This window comes from Curtobacterium sp. PhB137 (genome assembly GCF_003814955.1).
Taxonomy (GTDB): domain Bacteria; phylum Actinomycetota; class Actinomycetes; order Actinomycetales; family Microbacteriaceae; genus Curtobacterium.
Window position 1 is genome coordinate 538,826 of the sequence record NZ_RKQO01000004.1, and the last position, 16,588, is coordinate 555,413.

The following is a 16,588-nucleotide window of genomic DNA, read 5'->3' on the forward strand; positions in this document are numbered from 1 at the left end:
TTCCCCGGTTCGATGTTTCACGTGAAACGTAGAGCAGCAAGAGATCAGTCGTCCCGATCCGAGCCGCAGGGTCAGTCAACTGTAGCCCGGAAGACCCGCGTGGTCTCTGCGACCACACCATCCCCGAGCTCGAGGACCTCGACGTCCGAGAGGTGCTGGCGAAGGATCACCTTGCGCGCCTTCTCGATCTCGTCGTCGACTCGCGCACCCTTCATCAGGATGAGCTGCCCGCCCGAGCGGACGAGTGGAACCGTCATCGGGATGAGCTTCGACAACGCACTGACGGCACGCGCAGTGACCTGGTCGACCACGATGTCGTCGGAGACGTCCTCGGCGCGGCCGCGGACCACCGTCACGTTCGACAGGCCGAGCCGGCTCGACTCACTGGTGAGCCAGTCCACGCGGCGCTCCATCGGCTCGATGAGCGTGAAGTGCACGTCCGGACGGGCGATCGCGAGCACGAGACCGGGCAATCCCGCACCCGAGCCGACGTCGGCGACCCGACCACGGGCCTCCAGGAGGGGCGCCAGCAAGCCGGAGTTGAGGATGTGTCGCGTCCACAGTCGAGGCAACTCAAGCGGGCCGATCAGGCCCAGCTCCTCGCCTCGGCGAGCCAGCTCGTTCGTGAACGACCGAGCCGTCTCGATCTGATCGCCGAAGAGCACGGACGCAACCGCAGGCTCGGCCTCGAGCACCGGAGCAGCGTCCGAAAGCACGGGAGCGGTGTCGGCTGACACCGACTCGTCCGTCATCGGGTGACGACCGTGTGGCGGTCCCGACCCTCACCCTCGGACTCCGAGTGGAAGCCCTTCTCAGCGACGAGGTCGTGGACCAGTTTGCGCTCGTACGACGACATCGGGGGGAGTGCTGCGGAGGACGATCCGGCTTCGATGCGCTCGACGGCGGTGTCGACCAGTCGCTGCAGCTCGTCGGCACGAGCGTCACGGGAGCCGCCCACGTCGAGGATGAGCCGGCTGAACTCGCCCGTCTCGGCCTGGACGGCGATGCGGGTGAGTTCCTGCAGGGCCGTGACCGTGTCCGGCTTCGAGAGGACGCGGAGCGCCTCGCCGTCGTCGGTGACCGACAGGTAGACGCGACCGGCGCGCTCCTCGATCTCGATGTCTCCGTCGAGGTCGCAGATGTCGAGGAGTTCCTCGATGTAGTCCGCAGCGATGTCGGCCTCGTCACGGGCGTCCTCGTCCGGGACCTCGGTGGTGTCGACGGCTGCGGCGGTGTCCTGCTCGGTCACTTACTTCTTCCCGTTCTTCTTCGAGCGCTGCTTGCCGACCGGCTGCGAACGCTGGGTGGTGACGCGCACGGCCTCGATCTCGGCGGCGCCAGCACCGGCACCGGCCTCGGCGAGGACCGGGTTGGCGATGCCGCGACGCTGGGCCTTCTTGGCCAGACGCGCCTCACGTGCCAGGGCCGCCTCGGAACCAGGCGTCGGCATGCTGCGGATGACGAAGTACTGCTGCGCCATCGTCCAGACGTTCGAGGCGAGCCAGTAGAACATGACGCCGAGGGGGAAGCTCAGACCCGAGATCACGAAGACCAGCGGGAGGATGTACAGCATCATCTTCTGCTGGCGGTACATCGGCGACGCCTTGGTCTCCGGCGACATGTTCTTGGCGACGAGCTGCAGCTGCGTGATGAACTGCGAGGCCGTCATGACCACGATCATGAAACCGGCGATCGCACGGACCTCCCACCCGGAGGCGTTGGTGAACGTCTCGTGCAGGGGGGCACCGAACAGGGCCGCGTTGCCGAACGACGCCGCGAGGTCGTTCGTGAGCAGGCCGATGCCCGTCTTGTTGATCTGGGCTTCGTGCAGCACCGAGTACAGCGAGAAGAAGATCGGCATCTGCAGCAGCAGCGGCAGGCAGGAGCTCAGCGGGTTGGTGCCCGTCTCCTTGTACAGGGCCATGGTCTCGCGGCTCATGGCCTCACGCGAGAACTGGTCCTTCTTGCCCTTGTACTTGTCCTGGATCTTCTTCAGCTGCGGCGCGACCTCGAGCATGCGGCGCTGCGACTTGATCTGCCGCACGAAGATCGGGATCAGCGCGGCGCGGACCACGAAGGTCAGGAAGATGATGGAGAGGACCCAGGTGATACCCGCGCCCGGGTCCATGCCGATGCTCTCGAAGATCCAGTGGAAGCCGACGAGGATGGCCGAGACCACCCATTTGAGCGGCCAGAGGATCGTACCGATGATGTCCATGGGGACGGCTACGCCTTTCGAGTGCGCTGGGGGAGCAGGACCGGCCGGGCCGTTCCGACCGCGGGGTGCGGCTGCTGCGGGATCGGCGCGAGGACGAACCCGAACCGGTTGACGACGAACGGGCGACGACGTTCCGTGACGTCGTCGATCCCGCCTGCAGCCCAGGGGTTGCAGCGAGCGATGCGCCAGGCGCCCATCGCGGATCCGCGGACGACGCCGTACTGCTGGATCGCTTCGAGGGCGTACCGGGAGCACGACGGGTGGTACCGGCAGACGTTGCCGTACAACGGGGAGATCACTGCACGGTAGGCGCGGAGCACGACGACGCAAGCGTTGCGTGGGAGCAACGCGGCGACCCAGGCCAGCCGGGTCCACAGGGTGCGGTTCATGCTGCCTTCTCCACCCCGCGCGCGAAGGAGCGCACGACGTCTTCGAGCAGGGTAGGCCATCCGGCCTGCGATGCGGCTGGCAGTGCGCGCACCACCACGTCGTACCCCACGGGGGAGTCGGCGAGGATGCCGTGCGCGATCGCCTTGAGCCGCCGCCTGATCAGGTTCCGGGTCACGGCGTTGCCCACCGTCTTGGCGACGATGAACCCGAACCGCGACGGTCCGGTGGGGTCCGTCGAGCGACGGACCACGGACACGACGACGTGCGCCGTGGCGCTCTTGCGACCACGACGCACGACGTTCCGGTAGTCGTCCCCGCGGACGATGCGGTTGGCGCTGGCCAACACTGCGATGCCGGGGTCAGACCGAGGACCGGATCAGGCGGTGAGCCTGATCAGGCCGAGAGCTCGGTGCGGCCCTTGGCGCGACGCGCCGACAGGATGGCGCGGCCGGCACGCGTCCGCATGCGGAGGCGGAAGCCGTGCTTCTTGGCGCGGCGACGGTTGTTCGGCTGGAAGGTGCGCTTGCTCATGATCTCTCCACACGGCTGCTCGCGGCGAGCCGTCACGTATGTATGTGTCATCGCTCGGTGTCGAACGACGCAGATGGGCGCGACCAATCGGCCGCAGTCAACTGGTTAACGGTACGTGACAGCAGCGAGCAGGTCAAACGCCGATCGGGCCGGCCTCGGTGCCGGAGGCGTCGAGGACACCGCTGCGGTCCATTCTCCACATTGGGGACAACTTCCGTTCGGTGCCACCCGGCCCGGTCCTTTACAGTGGGGTCATCGATCGGCCCCGCGCCCCGGTACGACAGGGAAGTACTCCTGTCCGACGGATCCGGGCGGTCGTGGACAACACTGTGGACAACCCTGTGGGAACACGCGCGGTACGAGGCGTCGACGAAGCCCCCGAGACCCCGACGAACCGCCGGCGAACGACACGGTCCGCTGAGCGCCACACCCCGCGGCGCTCCGGCACGTCCGACCCAGCAGGACGCACCCCGGTCCGGCACCGAACGCACGACACACACCTGGAGACGAGCGCGACATGACGATGCCGGCCGACCCCGTCGAGGACCTCTGGTCATCCGTACTCGGAATCCTCAGCGAAGACCCCCGCATCACGCCGCAGCTCCACGGGTTCCTCAACCTGGTCGAACCGAAGGGCGTCCTCGCCGGCACGCTGTACCTGGAGGTCCCCAACGACCTGACCCGCGGCATGCTCGAGCAGCGGATCCGCATCCCGATCACCGAGGCCGTCGCCCGCATCGGTGACGACTCGGTCGCGAACTTCGCCATCACGGTGAACCCGGACATGGCGTCCGAGCCGCGCGTCGACCCGAACGTGCCGGAGTACGCCGAGCCCGTCCAGGAAGCAGTGGAGCAGAGCGCTGCGCCCCGCCAGTACATCGAGGCACCCTTCGTGCCGAGCCAGATCGACTCCCCGGGCACGAGCGGCCGGCCGGAGTCGCGGCTGAACCCGAAGTACAACTTCGACAACTTCGTCATCGGCTCGTCGAACCGCTTCGCCCACGCCGCAGCGGTCGCGGTGGCCGAGGCTCCGGCGAAGGCATACAACCCGCTCTTCATCTACGGCGACTCCGGGCTGGGCAAGACCCACCTGCTCCACGCCATCGGGCACTACGCGGAGAGCCTCTACCCGGGGATCCGCGTCCGGTACGTGTCGAGCGAGGAGTTCACCAACGACTTCATCAACTCGATCGCGAACAACCGCTCGAACCAGTTCCAGCAGCGCTACCGCGACATCGACATCCTGCTGATCGACGACATCCAGTTCCTGCAGGGGAAGGACTCCACGCAGGAGGCGTTCTTCCACACGTTCAACACGCTGCACGACCACAACAAGCAGGTCGTCATCACGTCCGACGTCGCACCGAAGCACCTCACCGGCTTCGAGGACCGCATGCGGTCGCGCTTCGAGTGGGGTCTGATCACGGACGTCCAGGCGCCCGAGCTCGAGACGCGCATCGCGATCCTCCGCAAGAAGGCGCAGTCCGACCACCTGCAGGTGCCGGACGACATCCTCGAGTTCATGGCCTCGAAGGTGTCGAGCAACATCCGGGAGCTCGAGGGGACGCTCATCCGCGTCACGGCGTTCGCGAGCCTGAACCGGACGGCCGTCGACATGGCCCTGGTGCAGACCGTCCTCAAGGACCTGATCACCCTCGACGAGGACAACGTCGTCGCGCCGACGGACATCATCAACCACACCGCCGAGTACTTCAAGCTCTCCGTCGACGACCTGTACGGCTCGTCCCGCTCGCAGGCGATCGCCACCGCGCGACAGATCGCGATGTACCTGTGCCGCGAGCTCACGAGCCTGTCGCTCCCGAAGATCGGGCAGCTGTTCGGCAACCGCGACCACACCACGGTCATGTACGCGAACAAGAAGATCACCGAGCTCATGAAGGAGCGGCGGTCGATCTACAACCAGGTCACCGAGCTCACGAGCCGCATCAAACAGGACCGCCGCTACCGCTGAGATCGGTACGTCTCCGGGCGTATCCACCATCTGAGACGGTTCCATGGGCCGGAGTTCTCACAGTGTGGATAGCCTGTGGATAACTGTGGAGGACACGCCGCCCGGTTGTTCACAGCGAGGGGGCCTCCTGTGGAAACTGGGGATGGAAGTGGATAGATGAGATTCATTCATCCCGACGTCGCCCACAGCCCGCCCACAAGTCACAACGGTGTAGTTCCCTACGGCCGAGCGGCATGCACAGGGTTATCCACAGTGTGCACAGGCGTTAACACCATTACTCCTGGTTAACGATCCATCTCCGCGGGACAACCTTGTGGACGGCGGGATGACAAGAAATCCGGCCCACGTCCGCCTGTGCCAGAATGGGGCGGCCGGACAGTCCAAGCCGATCGACAGGGGTTCCAGCTGTGAAGTTCGAGGTCAACCGGGACGTCTTCTCCGAAGCCGTCTCCTTCGCGGTGAAACTCCTCCCACAGCGCACGACCCTCCCGATCTTGTCGGGCGTCCTGATCCACGCGGACGGCGATCGTCTGACGCTCTCGTCGTTCGACTACGAGGTCTCGGCGCAGACGTCCATCTCGGCACAGATCGACGACCCGGGCACGGTCCTGGTCAGCGGTCGCCTGCTGAACGACATCGCGAGCCGACTGCCGAACGCTCCGGTGACCTTCACGACCGAGGACTCCAAGATCTCGGTCTCCTGCGGATCGGCGCACTTCACGCTGCTGTCCATGCCGGTCGAGGAGTACCCGACGCTGCCCGAGATCGGTCCGCAGACCGGTGTCATCCCCGGCGATGCCTTCTCCGAGGCCGTGTCGCAGGTCGCCGTCGCCGCCAGCCGCGACGACGTCACCCCCGTCATCACCGGTGTCCAGCTCGAGGTCGGTGACAACGACCTGTCGCTCATCGCCACGGACCGGTACCGCGTGGCCGTCCGGACCATCGCGTGGGACTCCGGCCGCGTCGGCTCGGACCCGCTGCACGCCCTCGTCCCCGCCCGCACGCTGCAGGAGGTCGGTCGCACCTTCGGGTCGGCGTCCACCGTCTCCGTCTCGATCAGCGGCAACTCCGACCGTGAGCTCATCGCGTTCCACGCCGATGACAAGACCGTCACCTCGCTGCTGATCAAGGGCAACTACCCGCCGGTCCGCCGGCTCTTCCCCGAGAACGTCAACGACCACGCGGTGATCAACACCGCTGAGCTGGTCGAAGCCGTCCGACGGGTCTCACTCGTCCTGGAGCGCGAAGCAGCGCTCCGGTTCTCCTTCACGGTCGACGGGCTCACGCTCGAGGCGATCGGATCCGAACAAGCGCAGGCGTCAGAGTCGATCAGTGCGTTGCTGACCGGAGAGGAAACGGTGGTCTCGCTGAAGCCCGCCTTCCTCCTCGACGGACTGAACGCGGTGCACTCCGAGTTCGTCCGCATCTCCTTCACCAAGACGGAGAACCCCAACAAGCCGGGCCCGGTGCTGATCACCGGCCAGACTTCGCAAGAGGCTGCTGCGACCGATGGATACCGGTACCTGCTGCAGCCCAACCTGCTGCTGCGATAGGCGCAACAGGAACACTGCGCTGACGCACCAGCTGCGGCCTCAGCGCGACGACGAAACAGAAGAGGAAATCATGCACATCGGTCTTGTCGGCCTTGGTCGCATGGGCAACAACATGCGTGCCCGTCTCCGCAACGCAGGGATCGAGGTCACCGGTTACGACGCGAACCCCGCCGTCTCCGACGTCGCGAGCCTCGCAGACCTGGCGGGCGCCCTGCCCGAGGGTCAGCGACTCGTCTGGGTGATGGTGCCGCACGGCAAGATCACCGACGACGTCATCACCGAGCTCGCCGGCGTCCTGAACGAGGGCGACCTCGTCATCGACGGTGGCAACTCGAAGTGGCTCGACGACACCACGCACGCCGAGCAGCTCGGTGCGCGCGGCATCCGCTACATGGACGCCGGTGTCTCCGGCGGCGTGTGGGGCAAGGACAACGGCTACGGCCTGATGGTCGGCGGTGACGTCAAGGACGTCGAGTTCGCCATGCCGGTCTTCGACGCACTGCGCCCCGAGGGGCCGCGCGAAGAGGGCTTCTCGCACGCCGGTCCGATCGGCGCGGGGCACTACGCCAAGATGGTCCACAACGGCATCGAGTACGCGATCATGCAGGCCTACGGCGAGGGCTACGAGCTCCTCGAGGCCAAGGACCTGATCACCGACGTCCCCGCCGTGTTCGCCGGGTGGCAGCGCGGAACGGTCGTCCGTTCCTGGCTGCTCGACCTCATGGTCCTGGCCCTGAACGAAGACCCGAAGCTCGACGAGCTCGAGGGCTACGTCGAGGACTCGGGCGAGGGACGCTGGACGCTGGAAGAGGGCATCGAGCTCGCCGTTCCGATGCCGGCGCTGTCGGCGTCGATCTTCGCGCGCTTCGTCTCGCGTCAGGGCAGCGCGTCCCCGACGATGAAGGCCGTCGCGGCGCTCCGCAACCAGTTCGGCGGTCACGCCGTCAAGAAGTCCTAGGACCACCCGGGGAAACCCGGACTCGGCCCGCGTGCACGTCGACCATCTCCAACTCACCGACTTCCGGAACTACCGGGAGGCGGACGTCGACCTCGCACGCGGGCCGAACCTGTTCGTCGGCCGGAACGGGCAGGGCAAGACCAACCTGGTCGAGGCCATCGGGTACCTGTCGACACTCGGTTCCCACCGGGTCCCGACGGATGCCGCGCTCGTCCGTCAGGGCTGCGACGCCGCGATCGTCCGGGCCCGCCTGGCGCACGAGGACCGCAGCATCCTCGCCGAGGTGCAGATCAACCGCACCGGAGCGAACCGTGCGCAGGTGAACCGGTCGGCGATCAAGCCGCGTGAACTCCCGCGCTACTGCACCTCCGTCCTCTTCGCTCCCGAGGACCTCGCCCTGGTCCGTGGCGAACCGGCCGGTCGGCGACGCATGCTCGACGAGCTGCTCGGCCAGATCGCACCGCGGATGCAAGGGGTGCTGGCCGACTACGACCGCACACTCCGCCAGCGGAACACCCTGCTCAAGTCGGCCCGTGCCACCGGCGCCAAGGCCAACGCCCTGTCGACGCTCGACGTCTGGGACGACCGCCTCGTCGGACTCGGTGCCGAGATCGTCGCCGCGCGCGACCACCTGACCCGCCGGCTCGCACCGTTCGTCGCCGAGGCGTACGCCACCGTCGCGGGCGAGGACCACGATGCCTCGATCGCCGGTGTGCTCTCGATCCGTGGCGGTGACCCGGAGGCCGCCGCCGCGACGGACCCGGTCCTCGGCACCCCCGACGAGCCGGTGAGCGTGACCGCTGCAGCCGAGGCGTTCGCAGCTGCCCTCGAGCGTCGTCGTCGCGACGAGCTCGACCGCGGGTTGACCCTCGTCGGGCCGCACCGGGACGACGTCCTGTTCCAGCTCAACGGGTTACCTGCCCGCGGGTACGCCAGTCACGGGGAGTCCTGGTCCTTCGCGCTCGCGATCCAGCTGGCGAGCGCGTCGATCCTGCGGGCGGAGTCGAACCTCGGTGACCCGATCATCATCCTCGACGACGTGTTCGCCGAACTCGACGAATCCCGGCGCGAACGCCTCGGGAACGCCGTGGCCGACTACGAGCAGGTCCTCATCACGGCCGCGGTGTTCGGCGACGTCCCCTCCCAGCTGGCCGCGCACACGGTGCGGATCGAGGCGGGCACGATCGTGACCGACGACACCGACGCGACCCCGCCGGAAGCCGACGCCTGATGCCCCGCCCGTGGAAGCCGACCGAGCCGTCGCGGCTGTACCGGCACCTCCGAGCCGTCTTCGGCGACCCCTCGAAGCGCGGGGTCGACGCCCGCCGCCGTCGCTCCCGCGAGTTCGACGCCGACACCGTCCCGTACGGCCGCGGCCGTGAGCCCCGAGGGCTCGGTGACGTGGTCGGATCCCTGGCCAACGAGCTCGGGTGGACCGAACCCCTGGCCCGCTCGGAGCTGTTCGTGGACTGGCCGAGCGTCGTCGGTGAGGAACTCGCGAAGCACTCCACCCCGGTCACCATCGACGACGGTGCGCTGGTCATCCGGTGTGACTCGACGGCCTGGGCGACGCAGCTCCGTCTCATGCGGGCCAGCGTCACGACGACCATCGCCGAGCGGCACCCGGAAGCCGGGGTCGAGTCGATCCGGGTTTCGGGGCCGTACGTCCCCACCTGGAAACGCGGCCCCAGGACGGTCCAGGGGCGCGGTCCTCGCGACACCTACGGTTGAGTCGACGAAATCATCCTGTGGTGCCAAAAAAGCCCGCCTGTGGGCCGGATGAGCCCTCGAAAGAGGGGCCTCTGCGGTAGACTGGGAGGTGCAGTGCGCGGGCGTTCCGCGCGCAGGCAGGAGCACGCTCGACATGGCATCAGAATCTGAAGACGACCCGCAGAACCCGCTCGACGCGGAGACCCCGCAGAGCGAACCGTCCTACGGAGCAGACCAGATTCAGGTGCTCGAGGGGCTCGAGGCGGTCCGCAAGCGTCCCGGTATGTACATCGGTTCGACGGGGCCCCGCGGTCTGCACCACCTGGTCCAGGAGATCGTCGACAACTCCGTCGACGAAGCCCTCGCCGGGTACTGCGACACCATCGACGTCACCATCCGTGAAGACGGCGGTGTCCGCGTGGTCGACAACGGCCGTGGCATCCCGGTCGGCATCCACGCGGCCGAGGGCGTCTCGACCGTCCAGGTCGTCCTGACCGTCCTGCACGCCGGCGGCAAGTTCGGCGGCGGCGCGTACGCGGTGTCCGGTGGTCTGCACGGTGTCGGTTCCTCCGTCGTGAACGCGCTGAGCTCCGAGCTCGACGTCGAGGTCCGACAGCAGGGCCACGTCTGGCGCCAGAGCTACACCGACGGCGTCCCGGTCGCACCGCTCACCAAGGACGAACCGTCCGACGAGCACGGCACCACGATCACCTTCTGGCCGAACGCCGAGATCTTCGAGACCGTCGTCTTCGACTACGAGACCCTGCGCACCCGGTTCCAGCAGATGGCCTTCCTCAACAAGGGGCTGCGGATCAACCTGCGCGACGAGCGCACCCCGGAAGAAGGGGAAGAGGCGCGGAACGACTCCTTCATGTACGAGCGCGGTCTCGCCGACTACGTCGAGTACATCAACGCGCAGAAGAAGGCCGACCTCGTCCACCCGGACGTCATCGGCTTCGAGTCCGAGGACACCGAGCGCAAGATCGCGCTCGAGGTCGCGATGCAGTGGAACACCTCGTACCAGGAGAGCGTCCACACCTTCGCGAACACGATCAACACGCACGAGGGCGGCACCCACGAAGAGGGCTTCCGCGCGGCGCTGACGTACCTGGTGAACAAGTACGCGCGCGAGACGAAGATCATCAAGGAGAAGGACGACAACCTGACGGGTGACGACATCCGTGAAGGGTTGACGGCCGTCATCTCCGTGAAGCTCGGCGAACCGCAGTTCGAGGGCCAGACGAAGACGAAGCTGGGCAACACCGAGGCGAAGGGCTTCGTGCAGCGCGTCGTCGGCGCCGAGCTCACGCACTGGTTCGAGAGCAACCCGACACAGGCCCGCGACGTCGTCCGCAAGGCGATCCAGGCGTCGCAGGCGCGACTCGCCGCCCGCAAGGCCCGCGAGACCACGCGTCGCAAGGGGCTGCTCGAGTCGGGTGGCATGCCCGGCAAGCTGAAGGACTGCCAGTCCAAGGACCCGACCCTGTCGGAGATCTTCATGGTCGAGGGTGACTCCGCCGGCGGTTCCGCCGTGCAGGGCCGCAACCCGATGACCCAGGCGATCCTGCCCCTGCGCGGCAAGATCCTGAACGTCGAGAAGGCGCGGCTCGACCGCGCGCTCGCCAACCAGGAGATCCAGTCGATGATCACGGCGTTCGGCGCCGGCATCGGTGAGGACTTCGACCCGGACAAGGCCCGGTACCACAAGATCGTGCTGATGGCCGATGCCGACGTCGACGGCCAGCACATCACCACGTTGCTGCTGACCCTGCTGTTCCGCTACATGCGGCCGCTCATCGAGCGCGGCTACGTGTACCTCGCGCAGCCGCCGCTGTACCGCCTGAAGTGGTCGAACGCCGCACACGAGTACGTGTTCAGCGACCGGGAGCGCGACGCCCTGATGCAGTCGGGCATCGCCGCCGGCAAGCGGATCCCGAAGGACAACGGCATCCAGCGCTACAAGGGCCTCGGCGAGATGGACTACAAGGAGCTCTGGGACACCACGATGAACCCGGACACCCGTACGCTCCTGCAGGTCACGCTCGAGGACGCCGCCGCGGTGGACAGCACCTTCTCGACGCTGATGGGTGAAGACGTCGACGCACGTCGCCAGTTCATCCAGCAGAACGCCAAGGACGTCCGCTTCTTGGACATCTGAACAGACTCGACATCTCGACCCTGGCCTGGAGGCGCGGTGCCAGCCGCGTGCTCTGGTCCGGACCACTTGTGGTCGCGTCCACCGCGACGAACGTCACCACGGCCTCCCGGCCGTCAGAAAGGTAACGCAAGCCAATGGCTGACGACAACGAGAACGCCCCCGACGAGCAGCCCGAGATCGTCCACGGCGACAGCGGGGACATCGTCGTCTCCGGTGACCGCATCTCGCAGGTCGACCTGCAGCTCGAGATGCAGCGTTCCTACCTCGACTACGCGATGTCGGTCATCGTCGGCCGCGCGCTGCCCGAGGTCCGCGACGGCCTGAAGCCGGTGCACCGCCGCGTGATCTACGCGATGTTCGACGGCGGCTACCGTCCGGACCGCGCGTTCTCGAAGTGCTCCCGCGTCGTCGGCGACGTCATGGGGCAGTTCCACCCGCACGGCGACTCGGCGATCTACGACGCGCTGGTCCGTCTGGTGCAGCCGTGGTCACTCCGGTACCCGCTCGCACTCGGCCAGGGCAACTTCGGCTCGCCGGGCAACGACGGCGCAGCAGCCCCGCGGTACACCGAGACCAAGATGGCGCCGCTCGCCATGGAGATGGTCCGGGACATCGACGAGGACACCGTCGACTTCCAGGACAACTACGACGGTCGCACGCAGGAGCCCGCGATCCTGCCGGCACGGTTCCCGAACCTGCTCGTCAACGGCTCGGTCGGCATCGCGGTCGGCATGGCGACGAACATCCCGCCGCACAACCTGCGCGAGGTGGCCGAGGGCGCGAAGTGGGCCCTCGACAACCCCGAGGCGACGCGCGAAGAGCTCCTCGCCGCGCTCATGCAGCGCATCAAGGGGCCGGACTTCCCGACCGGTGCGCAGATCCTGGGCACCAAGGGCATCCAGGACGCCTACCTCACCGGTCGCGGTTCGATCACGATGCGCGCCGTCGTCAACGTCGAGGAGATCCAGGGTCGCACCTGCCTCGTCGTCACCGAGCTGCCGTACCAGGTCAACCCGGACAACCTCGCGATCAAGATCGCCGACCTCGTCAAGGACGGCAAGCTCGCCGGCGTCGCGGACATCCGCGACGAGACCTCGGGTCGCACCGGCCAGCGCCTGGTGATCGTCCTCAAGCGCGACGCCGTGGCCAAGGTCGTGCTGAACAACCTGTACAAGCACACGCAGCTGCAGGAGAACTTCGGCGCGAACATGCTCGCGATCGTCGACGGCGTCCCGCGGACCCTGCCGCTCGACGGGTTCATCTCGGCGTGGGTCGCGCACCAGGTCGACGTCATCGTCCGCCGCACCCAGTTCCGCCTGCGCGAGGCCGAGAAGCGCGCGCACATCCTGCGCGGCTACCTCGCAGCGCTCGACGCCCTCGACGAGGTCATCGCGCTCATCCGTCGGTCGCCCGATGTCGAAGAGGCCCGCTCCGGCCTGATGGACCTGCTGTCCGTCGACGAGATCCAGGCGCGCGCGATCCTCGAGCTCCAGCTCCGTCGACTGGCCGCCCTCGAGCGCCAGAAGATCCACGACGAGGCCGAAGAACTCGAGCGCAAGATCGCCGACTTCCAGGACATCCTGGCGTCGGAGACCCGGCAGCGCACGATCATCCGCGACGAGCTCGAGGAGATCGTCGACCGCTTCGGCGACGACCGCCGCACCGAGATCATGCTCGGCTACGACGGCGACATGTCGATGGAAGACCTCATCCCCGAAGAGGAGATGGTCGTCACCATCACCCGCGGTGGGTACGTCAAGCGCACGCGCAGCGACCAGTACCGCTCGCAGCACCGCGGTGGCCGTGGTGTCCGTGGGGCCCAGCTCCGCGCGGACGACATCGTCGAGCACTTCTTCGTCACGACGACGCACCACTGGCTGCTGTTCCTCACCGACCAGGGCCGGGTCTACCGCGCCAAGGCGTACGAGCTGCAGGAAGCCGGCCGCGACGCCAAGGGCCAGCACGTGGCGAACCTGCTCGCGATGCAGCCGGACGAGCAGATCCAGCAGGTGCTCGACATCCGTGACTACGAGGTCGCGCAGTACCTCGTCCTCGCGACCGAGCACGGGCTGGTGAAGAAGACCGCGCTCACCGAGTACGACACCAACCGCACCGGTGGCATCATCGCGATCAACCTGCGCGACGGCGACAAGCTCCGCCAGGCGCTGCTCGTCGACGAGCACGACGACCTGCTGCTCGTCTCACGACAGGGCATGTCGCTCCGCTTCACCGCGACGAACGACACCCTGCGGCCGATGGGTCGGTCGACCTCCGGCGTGAAGGGCATGTCCTTCCGCGACGGCGACTCGCTCCTGGCCGCACGCGTGGTGGCGGACGACGGTTTCGTCTGGGTGATGACCGAGGGCGGGTACGCCAAGCGCACCGCCGTCGACCAGTACCGCATCCAGGGACGCGGTGGTCTCGGCATCAAGGTGGCGAAGTTGGCGACCGACCGAGGCGACCTTGTGGGTGCTCTCATCGTCGGTGAGGACGACGAAGTGCTCGTCGTGCTGCAATCGGGCAAGGTGGTAAGGTCTGCCGTGGCCGAGGTCCCTGCCAAGGGTCGCGACACCATGGGTGTCGTCTTCGCCAGGTTCGCGGCGAACGACAAGATCATCGCAGTGGCCCAGAACACCGAGCGGAACCTGGTCGACCAGGACGACGCCGAGATCGAGCCAGCGGGCCCGGTGGAGACGGTCAGCCCTTCCGAAGCGGCCCCGGACTCCACTGATCCCATCGACACCGAGCCCGTCGCGGACGAGGCCGGAGAGGACCAGTCAAGCAATGAGTAGTGTCGCCGAGAAGCTCCAGAAGAAGGCGAAGCGACCCGTCGGCACCCGCCAAGTGCGGCTGCGGCTGGTCTACGTCGACTTCTGGTCGATGGTGAAGCTCAGCTTCCTCATCGCCCTGGCCGGCAGCATCGTGATCGTGGTCGCCACGGCGCTGGTGTGGGTCATCCTCAACCAGACGGGCGTGTTCACGCAGGTGGACGCCTTGTTGAAGGACGTCACCGGTCAGAACAGTTACTCGATCATGGACCAGTTCTCACTGGGTCAGGTGCTCGGGTTCTCCATCGTCGTGGGCATCCTCAACGTGGTCGTCGGCACCGTGCTCGGCGCCATCGTGAGCGTCCTCTACAACCTCAGTGTTCGCATCACCGGCGGCTTGCTCGTCGGCTTCACGAACAACTGACACACCCGGGCCGGGTGAGCCGACCGCTCGATTTCGTTCTGCGAGATCCGTGGGGTAGGCTTTCATCCGGTCTGAGGGGCTATAGCTCAGGCGGTTAGAGCGCTTCGCTGATAACGAAGAGGTCCAAGGTTCAAGTCCTTGTAGCCCCACCAGTTCTTCGGAACACACGACAATTCCATCCCGTCACCGATCACCTCGGTGGCACCCGGGGCCTTAGCTCAGTTGGTAGAGCGCCTGCTTTGCAAGCAGGATGTCGGGAGTTCGATTCTCCCAGGCTCCACTCCACTCCGGGATGACCCTGCTGCGGTCGTTCCTTCCTCCGCCGGATCGTTCCGCCGTGCTCGTCTCGTGCCTTCGGCACGGGCCGCTCCGCGATGGCCGTCTCCGTGGGACGTCGCGCGTTCGTCGTCGTCGTCGTCGTGCGTGCTCGTCGTGCGTGCTCGGTCCGGGCGGGTGTCGGTGCGCCGAGGTCTCGCGGCGCCGAGGTTCCGAAATATCGGCATCTCGGGCGCGGCTGGGGACGGCCGTGGAACCTCGGCGGCTGGCGTGCGGCATGTCGTGGAACCTCGGCATCGGCCGGTCAGCCAGTCGATGCCTCGTCGCAGACCCGAGGCCGGGAACGACGAAGGGCCCCGGCGGAGTGCCGGGGCCCTTCGTACGAACCGTGGAGGTCAGGCGGCAGGCTTCTCCGCCGTGTCAGCGTCGTCGGCAACCCACAGGTCGTCGTCGGCGCGGAGCGTCTGGTACGCGGCGTACGCAGCACCAGCAACGGCGACGACGCCGACGATGATGAGCGCGACACCACCGAAGCCGATGCCCTTCTTCTGCTGCGACGGCACGTACTTCACAGCAGCCTTCTTGGCCTTCTTGCCCTTCTTCTGGGCGTTCTTCACGATCTTCTTGACCCGGGGGTCCTTCGCGAGGTCGGTGACGCTCAGCACGGAGCCAGCGGTCGACACCAGTCCGGGGATGACCTCGGACTGGAACTTGTGCGAAGCGTTCTGTGCTGCGGACGTCGCAGCGTGGACCCCGGTCGCGACCGCGGGACGGATCCCGTTGTCGATCGCGTTCTGCACACGAGGGGCGATGTCCTTGCGGGCTGCGTCGGCTGCGTTCGACCGGGCTTCCGCCAGGATCGCGTTCGCGTGCTCGAGGACCTTGCGCTGCTCTCCGAGGAGCGAGGCGGTCTGGCCCTTGAGCTTCTTGATCTGCTTCCGACGCTTGCGCGGGATCTCGATCGTCGTCATCTGGTACCTCCATCGGATCGGCGTGACCCCATCCTGCCACCAGAGTCCCTGACAGGTCACGGAGCCTCACCTGTGGGTCCGGTCCGTACGCAGCCGGTACATGCGAGAATCGGAACATGTCTCTGCACACCGCTGTCGCAACGATCCACACCAACAAGGGCGACATCCGCGTCAACCTGTTCGGCAACCACGCACCGAAGACCGTCAAGAACTTCGTCGACCTCGCCACGGGCAAGCAGGAGTGGACCCACCCGGGTACGGGCAAGGTCTCCACCGACAAGCTCTACGACGGCGTCGTCTTCCACCGCATCATCAAGGACTTCATGATCCAGGGTGGTGACCCGCTCGGCCAGGGCATCGGCGGCCCGGGTTACCGCTTCGACGACGAGATCTCCCCGGAGCTCACGTTCCAGAACCCCTACATCTTCGCCATGGCCAACGCCGGCATCCAGGGCGGGCGTGGCACCAACGGCTCGCAGTTCTTCATCACCACGGTGGCGACGCCGTGGCTGCAGGGCAAGCACACCATCTTCGGTGAGGTCGCCGACGACGAGTCGCGTGCCGTGGTCGACGCCATCGAGGGTGTCCCCACCGACGGCCGTGACAAGCCCGTCGAGGACGTGGTCATCCAGAGCATCGACGTCGAAGGCGTCTGATCC

The 16,588-nt window shown here is 67.0% G+C and carries 16 protein-coding genes and 2 tRNA genes; 11 read left to right on the plus strand and 7 right to left on the minus strand.

What is annotated here, in order from left to right; genetic code table 11:
* Positions 1-71 precede the first annotated feature (71 nt).
* The 6 genes from rsmG to rpmH are packed head-to-tail and all read right to left on the minus strand — an operon-like array spanning position 72 to position 3,139.
* Positions 72-752 (minus strand): 16S rRNA (guanine(527)-N(7))-methyltransferase RsmG, encoded by a 681-nt coding sequence (gene rsmG, locus EDF28_RS02950; RefSeq protein ID WP_123937121.1) that lies wholly within the window; start codon positions 750-752, stop codon positions 72-74.
* Entirely contained in the window at positions 749-1,249 is a 501-nt protein-coding gene (locus EDF28_RS02955; protein ID WP_111083678.1) for a R3H domain-containing nucleic acid-binding protein, read from the minus strand. The genes rsmG and EDF28_RS02955 overlap by 4 nt, the downstream gene beginning before the upstream one ends.
* Complete coding sequence (gene yidC, locus EDF28_RS02960; protein WP_123292941.1) at positions 1,250-2,218, minus strand: membrane protein insertase YidC; 969 nt, start codon at positions 2,216-2,218, stop codon at positions 1,250-1,252.
* 8 nt (positions 2,219-2,226) lie between these two features.
* Positions 2,227-2,607 (minus strand): membrane protein insertion efficiency factor YidD, encoded by a 381-nt coding sequence (yidD, locus tag EDF28_RS02965; protein WP_165901008.1) that lies wholly within the window; start codon positions 2,605-2,607, stop codon positions 2,227-2,229.
* On the minus strand, positions 2,604-2,954 hold the full coding sequence (gene rnpA, locus EDF28_RS02970; RefSeq protein WP_123937122.1) for a ribonuclease P protein component: 351 nt from the start codon (positions 2,952-2,954) through the stop codon (positions 2,604-2,606). Before rnpA ends, yidD begins: the two co-directional genes overlap by 4 nt.
* Before the next feature lie 47 nt (positions 2,955-3,001).
* Entirely contained in the window at positions 3,002-3,139 is a 138-nt protein-coding gene (rpmH, locus tag EDF28_RS02975; protein ID WP_022889115.1) for a 50S ribosomal protein L34, read from the minus strand.
* A gap of 517 nt (positions 3,140-3,656) precedes the next feature.
* Between rpmH and dnaA the strand changes: the two genes are divergently transcribed.
* The 10 genes from dnaA to EDF28_RS03025 all read left to right on the plus strand — a co-directional run bounded on the left by dnaA (position 3,657) and on the right by EDF28_RS03025 (position 14,962).
* Positions 3,657-5,111 (plus strand): chromosomal replication initiator protein DnaA, encoded by a 1,455-nt coding sequence (gene dnaA / locus EDF28_RS02980; RefSeq protein WP_111083682.1) that lies wholly within the window; start codon positions 3,657-3,659, stop codon positions 5,109-5,111.
* A 407-nt stretch (positions 5,112-5,518) separates the two neighbouring features.
* On the plus strand, positions 5,519-6,664 hold the full coding sequence (gene dnaN, locus EDF28_RS02985) for a DNA polymerase III subunit beta (protein WP_111083683.1): 1,146 nt from the start codon (positions 5,519-5,521) through the stop codon (positions 6,662-6,664).
* Between the two features lie 70 nt (positions 6,665-6,734).
* Positions 6,735-7,622 carry a phosphogluconate dehydrogenase (NAD(+)-dependent, decarboxylating) gene (gene gnd, locus EDF28_RS02990; RefSeq protein WP_123292939.1) on the plus strand — a complete coding sequence of 296 codons (888 nt, stop codon included), beginning with the start codon at positions 6,735-6,737 and terminating at the stop codon, positions 7,620-7,622.
* Positions 7,623-7,653: 31 nt separating this feature from the next.
* Positions 7,654-8,853: a DNA replication/repair protein RecF gene (gene recF / locus EDF28_RS02995; RefSeq protein ID WP_123292938.1), complete on the plus strand. Its 1,200-nt coding sequence runs from the start codon at positions 7,654-7,656 to the stop codon at positions 8,851-8,853.
* Positions 8,853-9,353, plus strand: coding sequence for a DUF721 domain-containing protein (locus EDF28_RS03000; RefSeq protein ID WP_123937123.1), 501 nt, complete (start codon positions 8,853-8,855; stop codon positions 9,351-9,353). Before recF ends, EDF28_RS03000 begins: the two co-directional genes overlap by 1 nt.
* Positions 9,354-9,486: 133 nt before the next feature.
* The gene (gene gyrB, locus EDF28_RS03005) at positions 9,487-11,490 is read left to right on the plus strand and encodes a DNA topoisomerase (ATP-hydrolyzing) subunit B (protein ID WP_123292937.1); all 2,004 of its coding nucleotides are present in this window, start codon (positions 9,487-9,489) and stop codon (positions 11,488-11,490) included.
* A 134-nt stretch (positions 11,491-11,624) separates the two neighbouring features.
* Positions 11,625-14,282, plus strand: a complete 2,658-nt coding sequence (gyrA, locus tag EDF28_RS03010; protein ID WP_216834274.1) for a DNA gyrase subunit A — start codon at positions 11,625-11,627, stop codon at positions 14,280-14,282.
* A complete protein-coding gene (locus tag EDF28_RS03015) occupies positions 14,275-14,682 on the plus strand; it encodes a DUF3566 domain-containing protein (RefSeq protein ID WP_027466922.1) in 408 nt (135 codons plus the stop codon). Before gyrA ends, EDF28_RS03015 begins: the two co-directional genes overlap by 8 nt.
* A 75-nt stretch (positions 14,683-14,757) precedes the next feature.
* Positions 14,758-14,834: transfer RNA gene (locus EDF28_RS03020), tRNA-Ile, on the plus strand.
* Positions 14,835-14,889: 55 nt separating this feature from the next.
* Positions 14,890-14,962 (plus strand) — tRNA-Ala (locus EDF28_RS03025).
* 391 nt (positions 14,963-15,353) lie between these two features.
* Here the strand turns inward: EDF28_RS03025 and EDF28_RS03030 are convergent.
* Complete coding sequence (locus EDF28_RS03030; RefSeq protein WP_111083687.1) at positions 15,354-15,929, minus strand: hypothetical protein; 576 nt, start codon at positions 15,927-15,929, stop codon at positions 15,354-15,356.
* A 116-nt stretch (positions 15,930-16,045) separates the two neighbouring features.
* On the opposite strand from EDF28_RS03030, the gene EDF28_RS03035 reads away from it, so the two are divergent.
* Positions 16,046-16,585, plus strand: coding sequence for a peptidylprolyl isomerase (locus EDF28_RS03035; RefSeq protein WP_111083688.1), 540 nt, complete (start codon positions 16,046-16,048; stop codon positions 16,583-16,585).
* Positions 16,586-16,588: the final 3 nt, after the last annotated feature.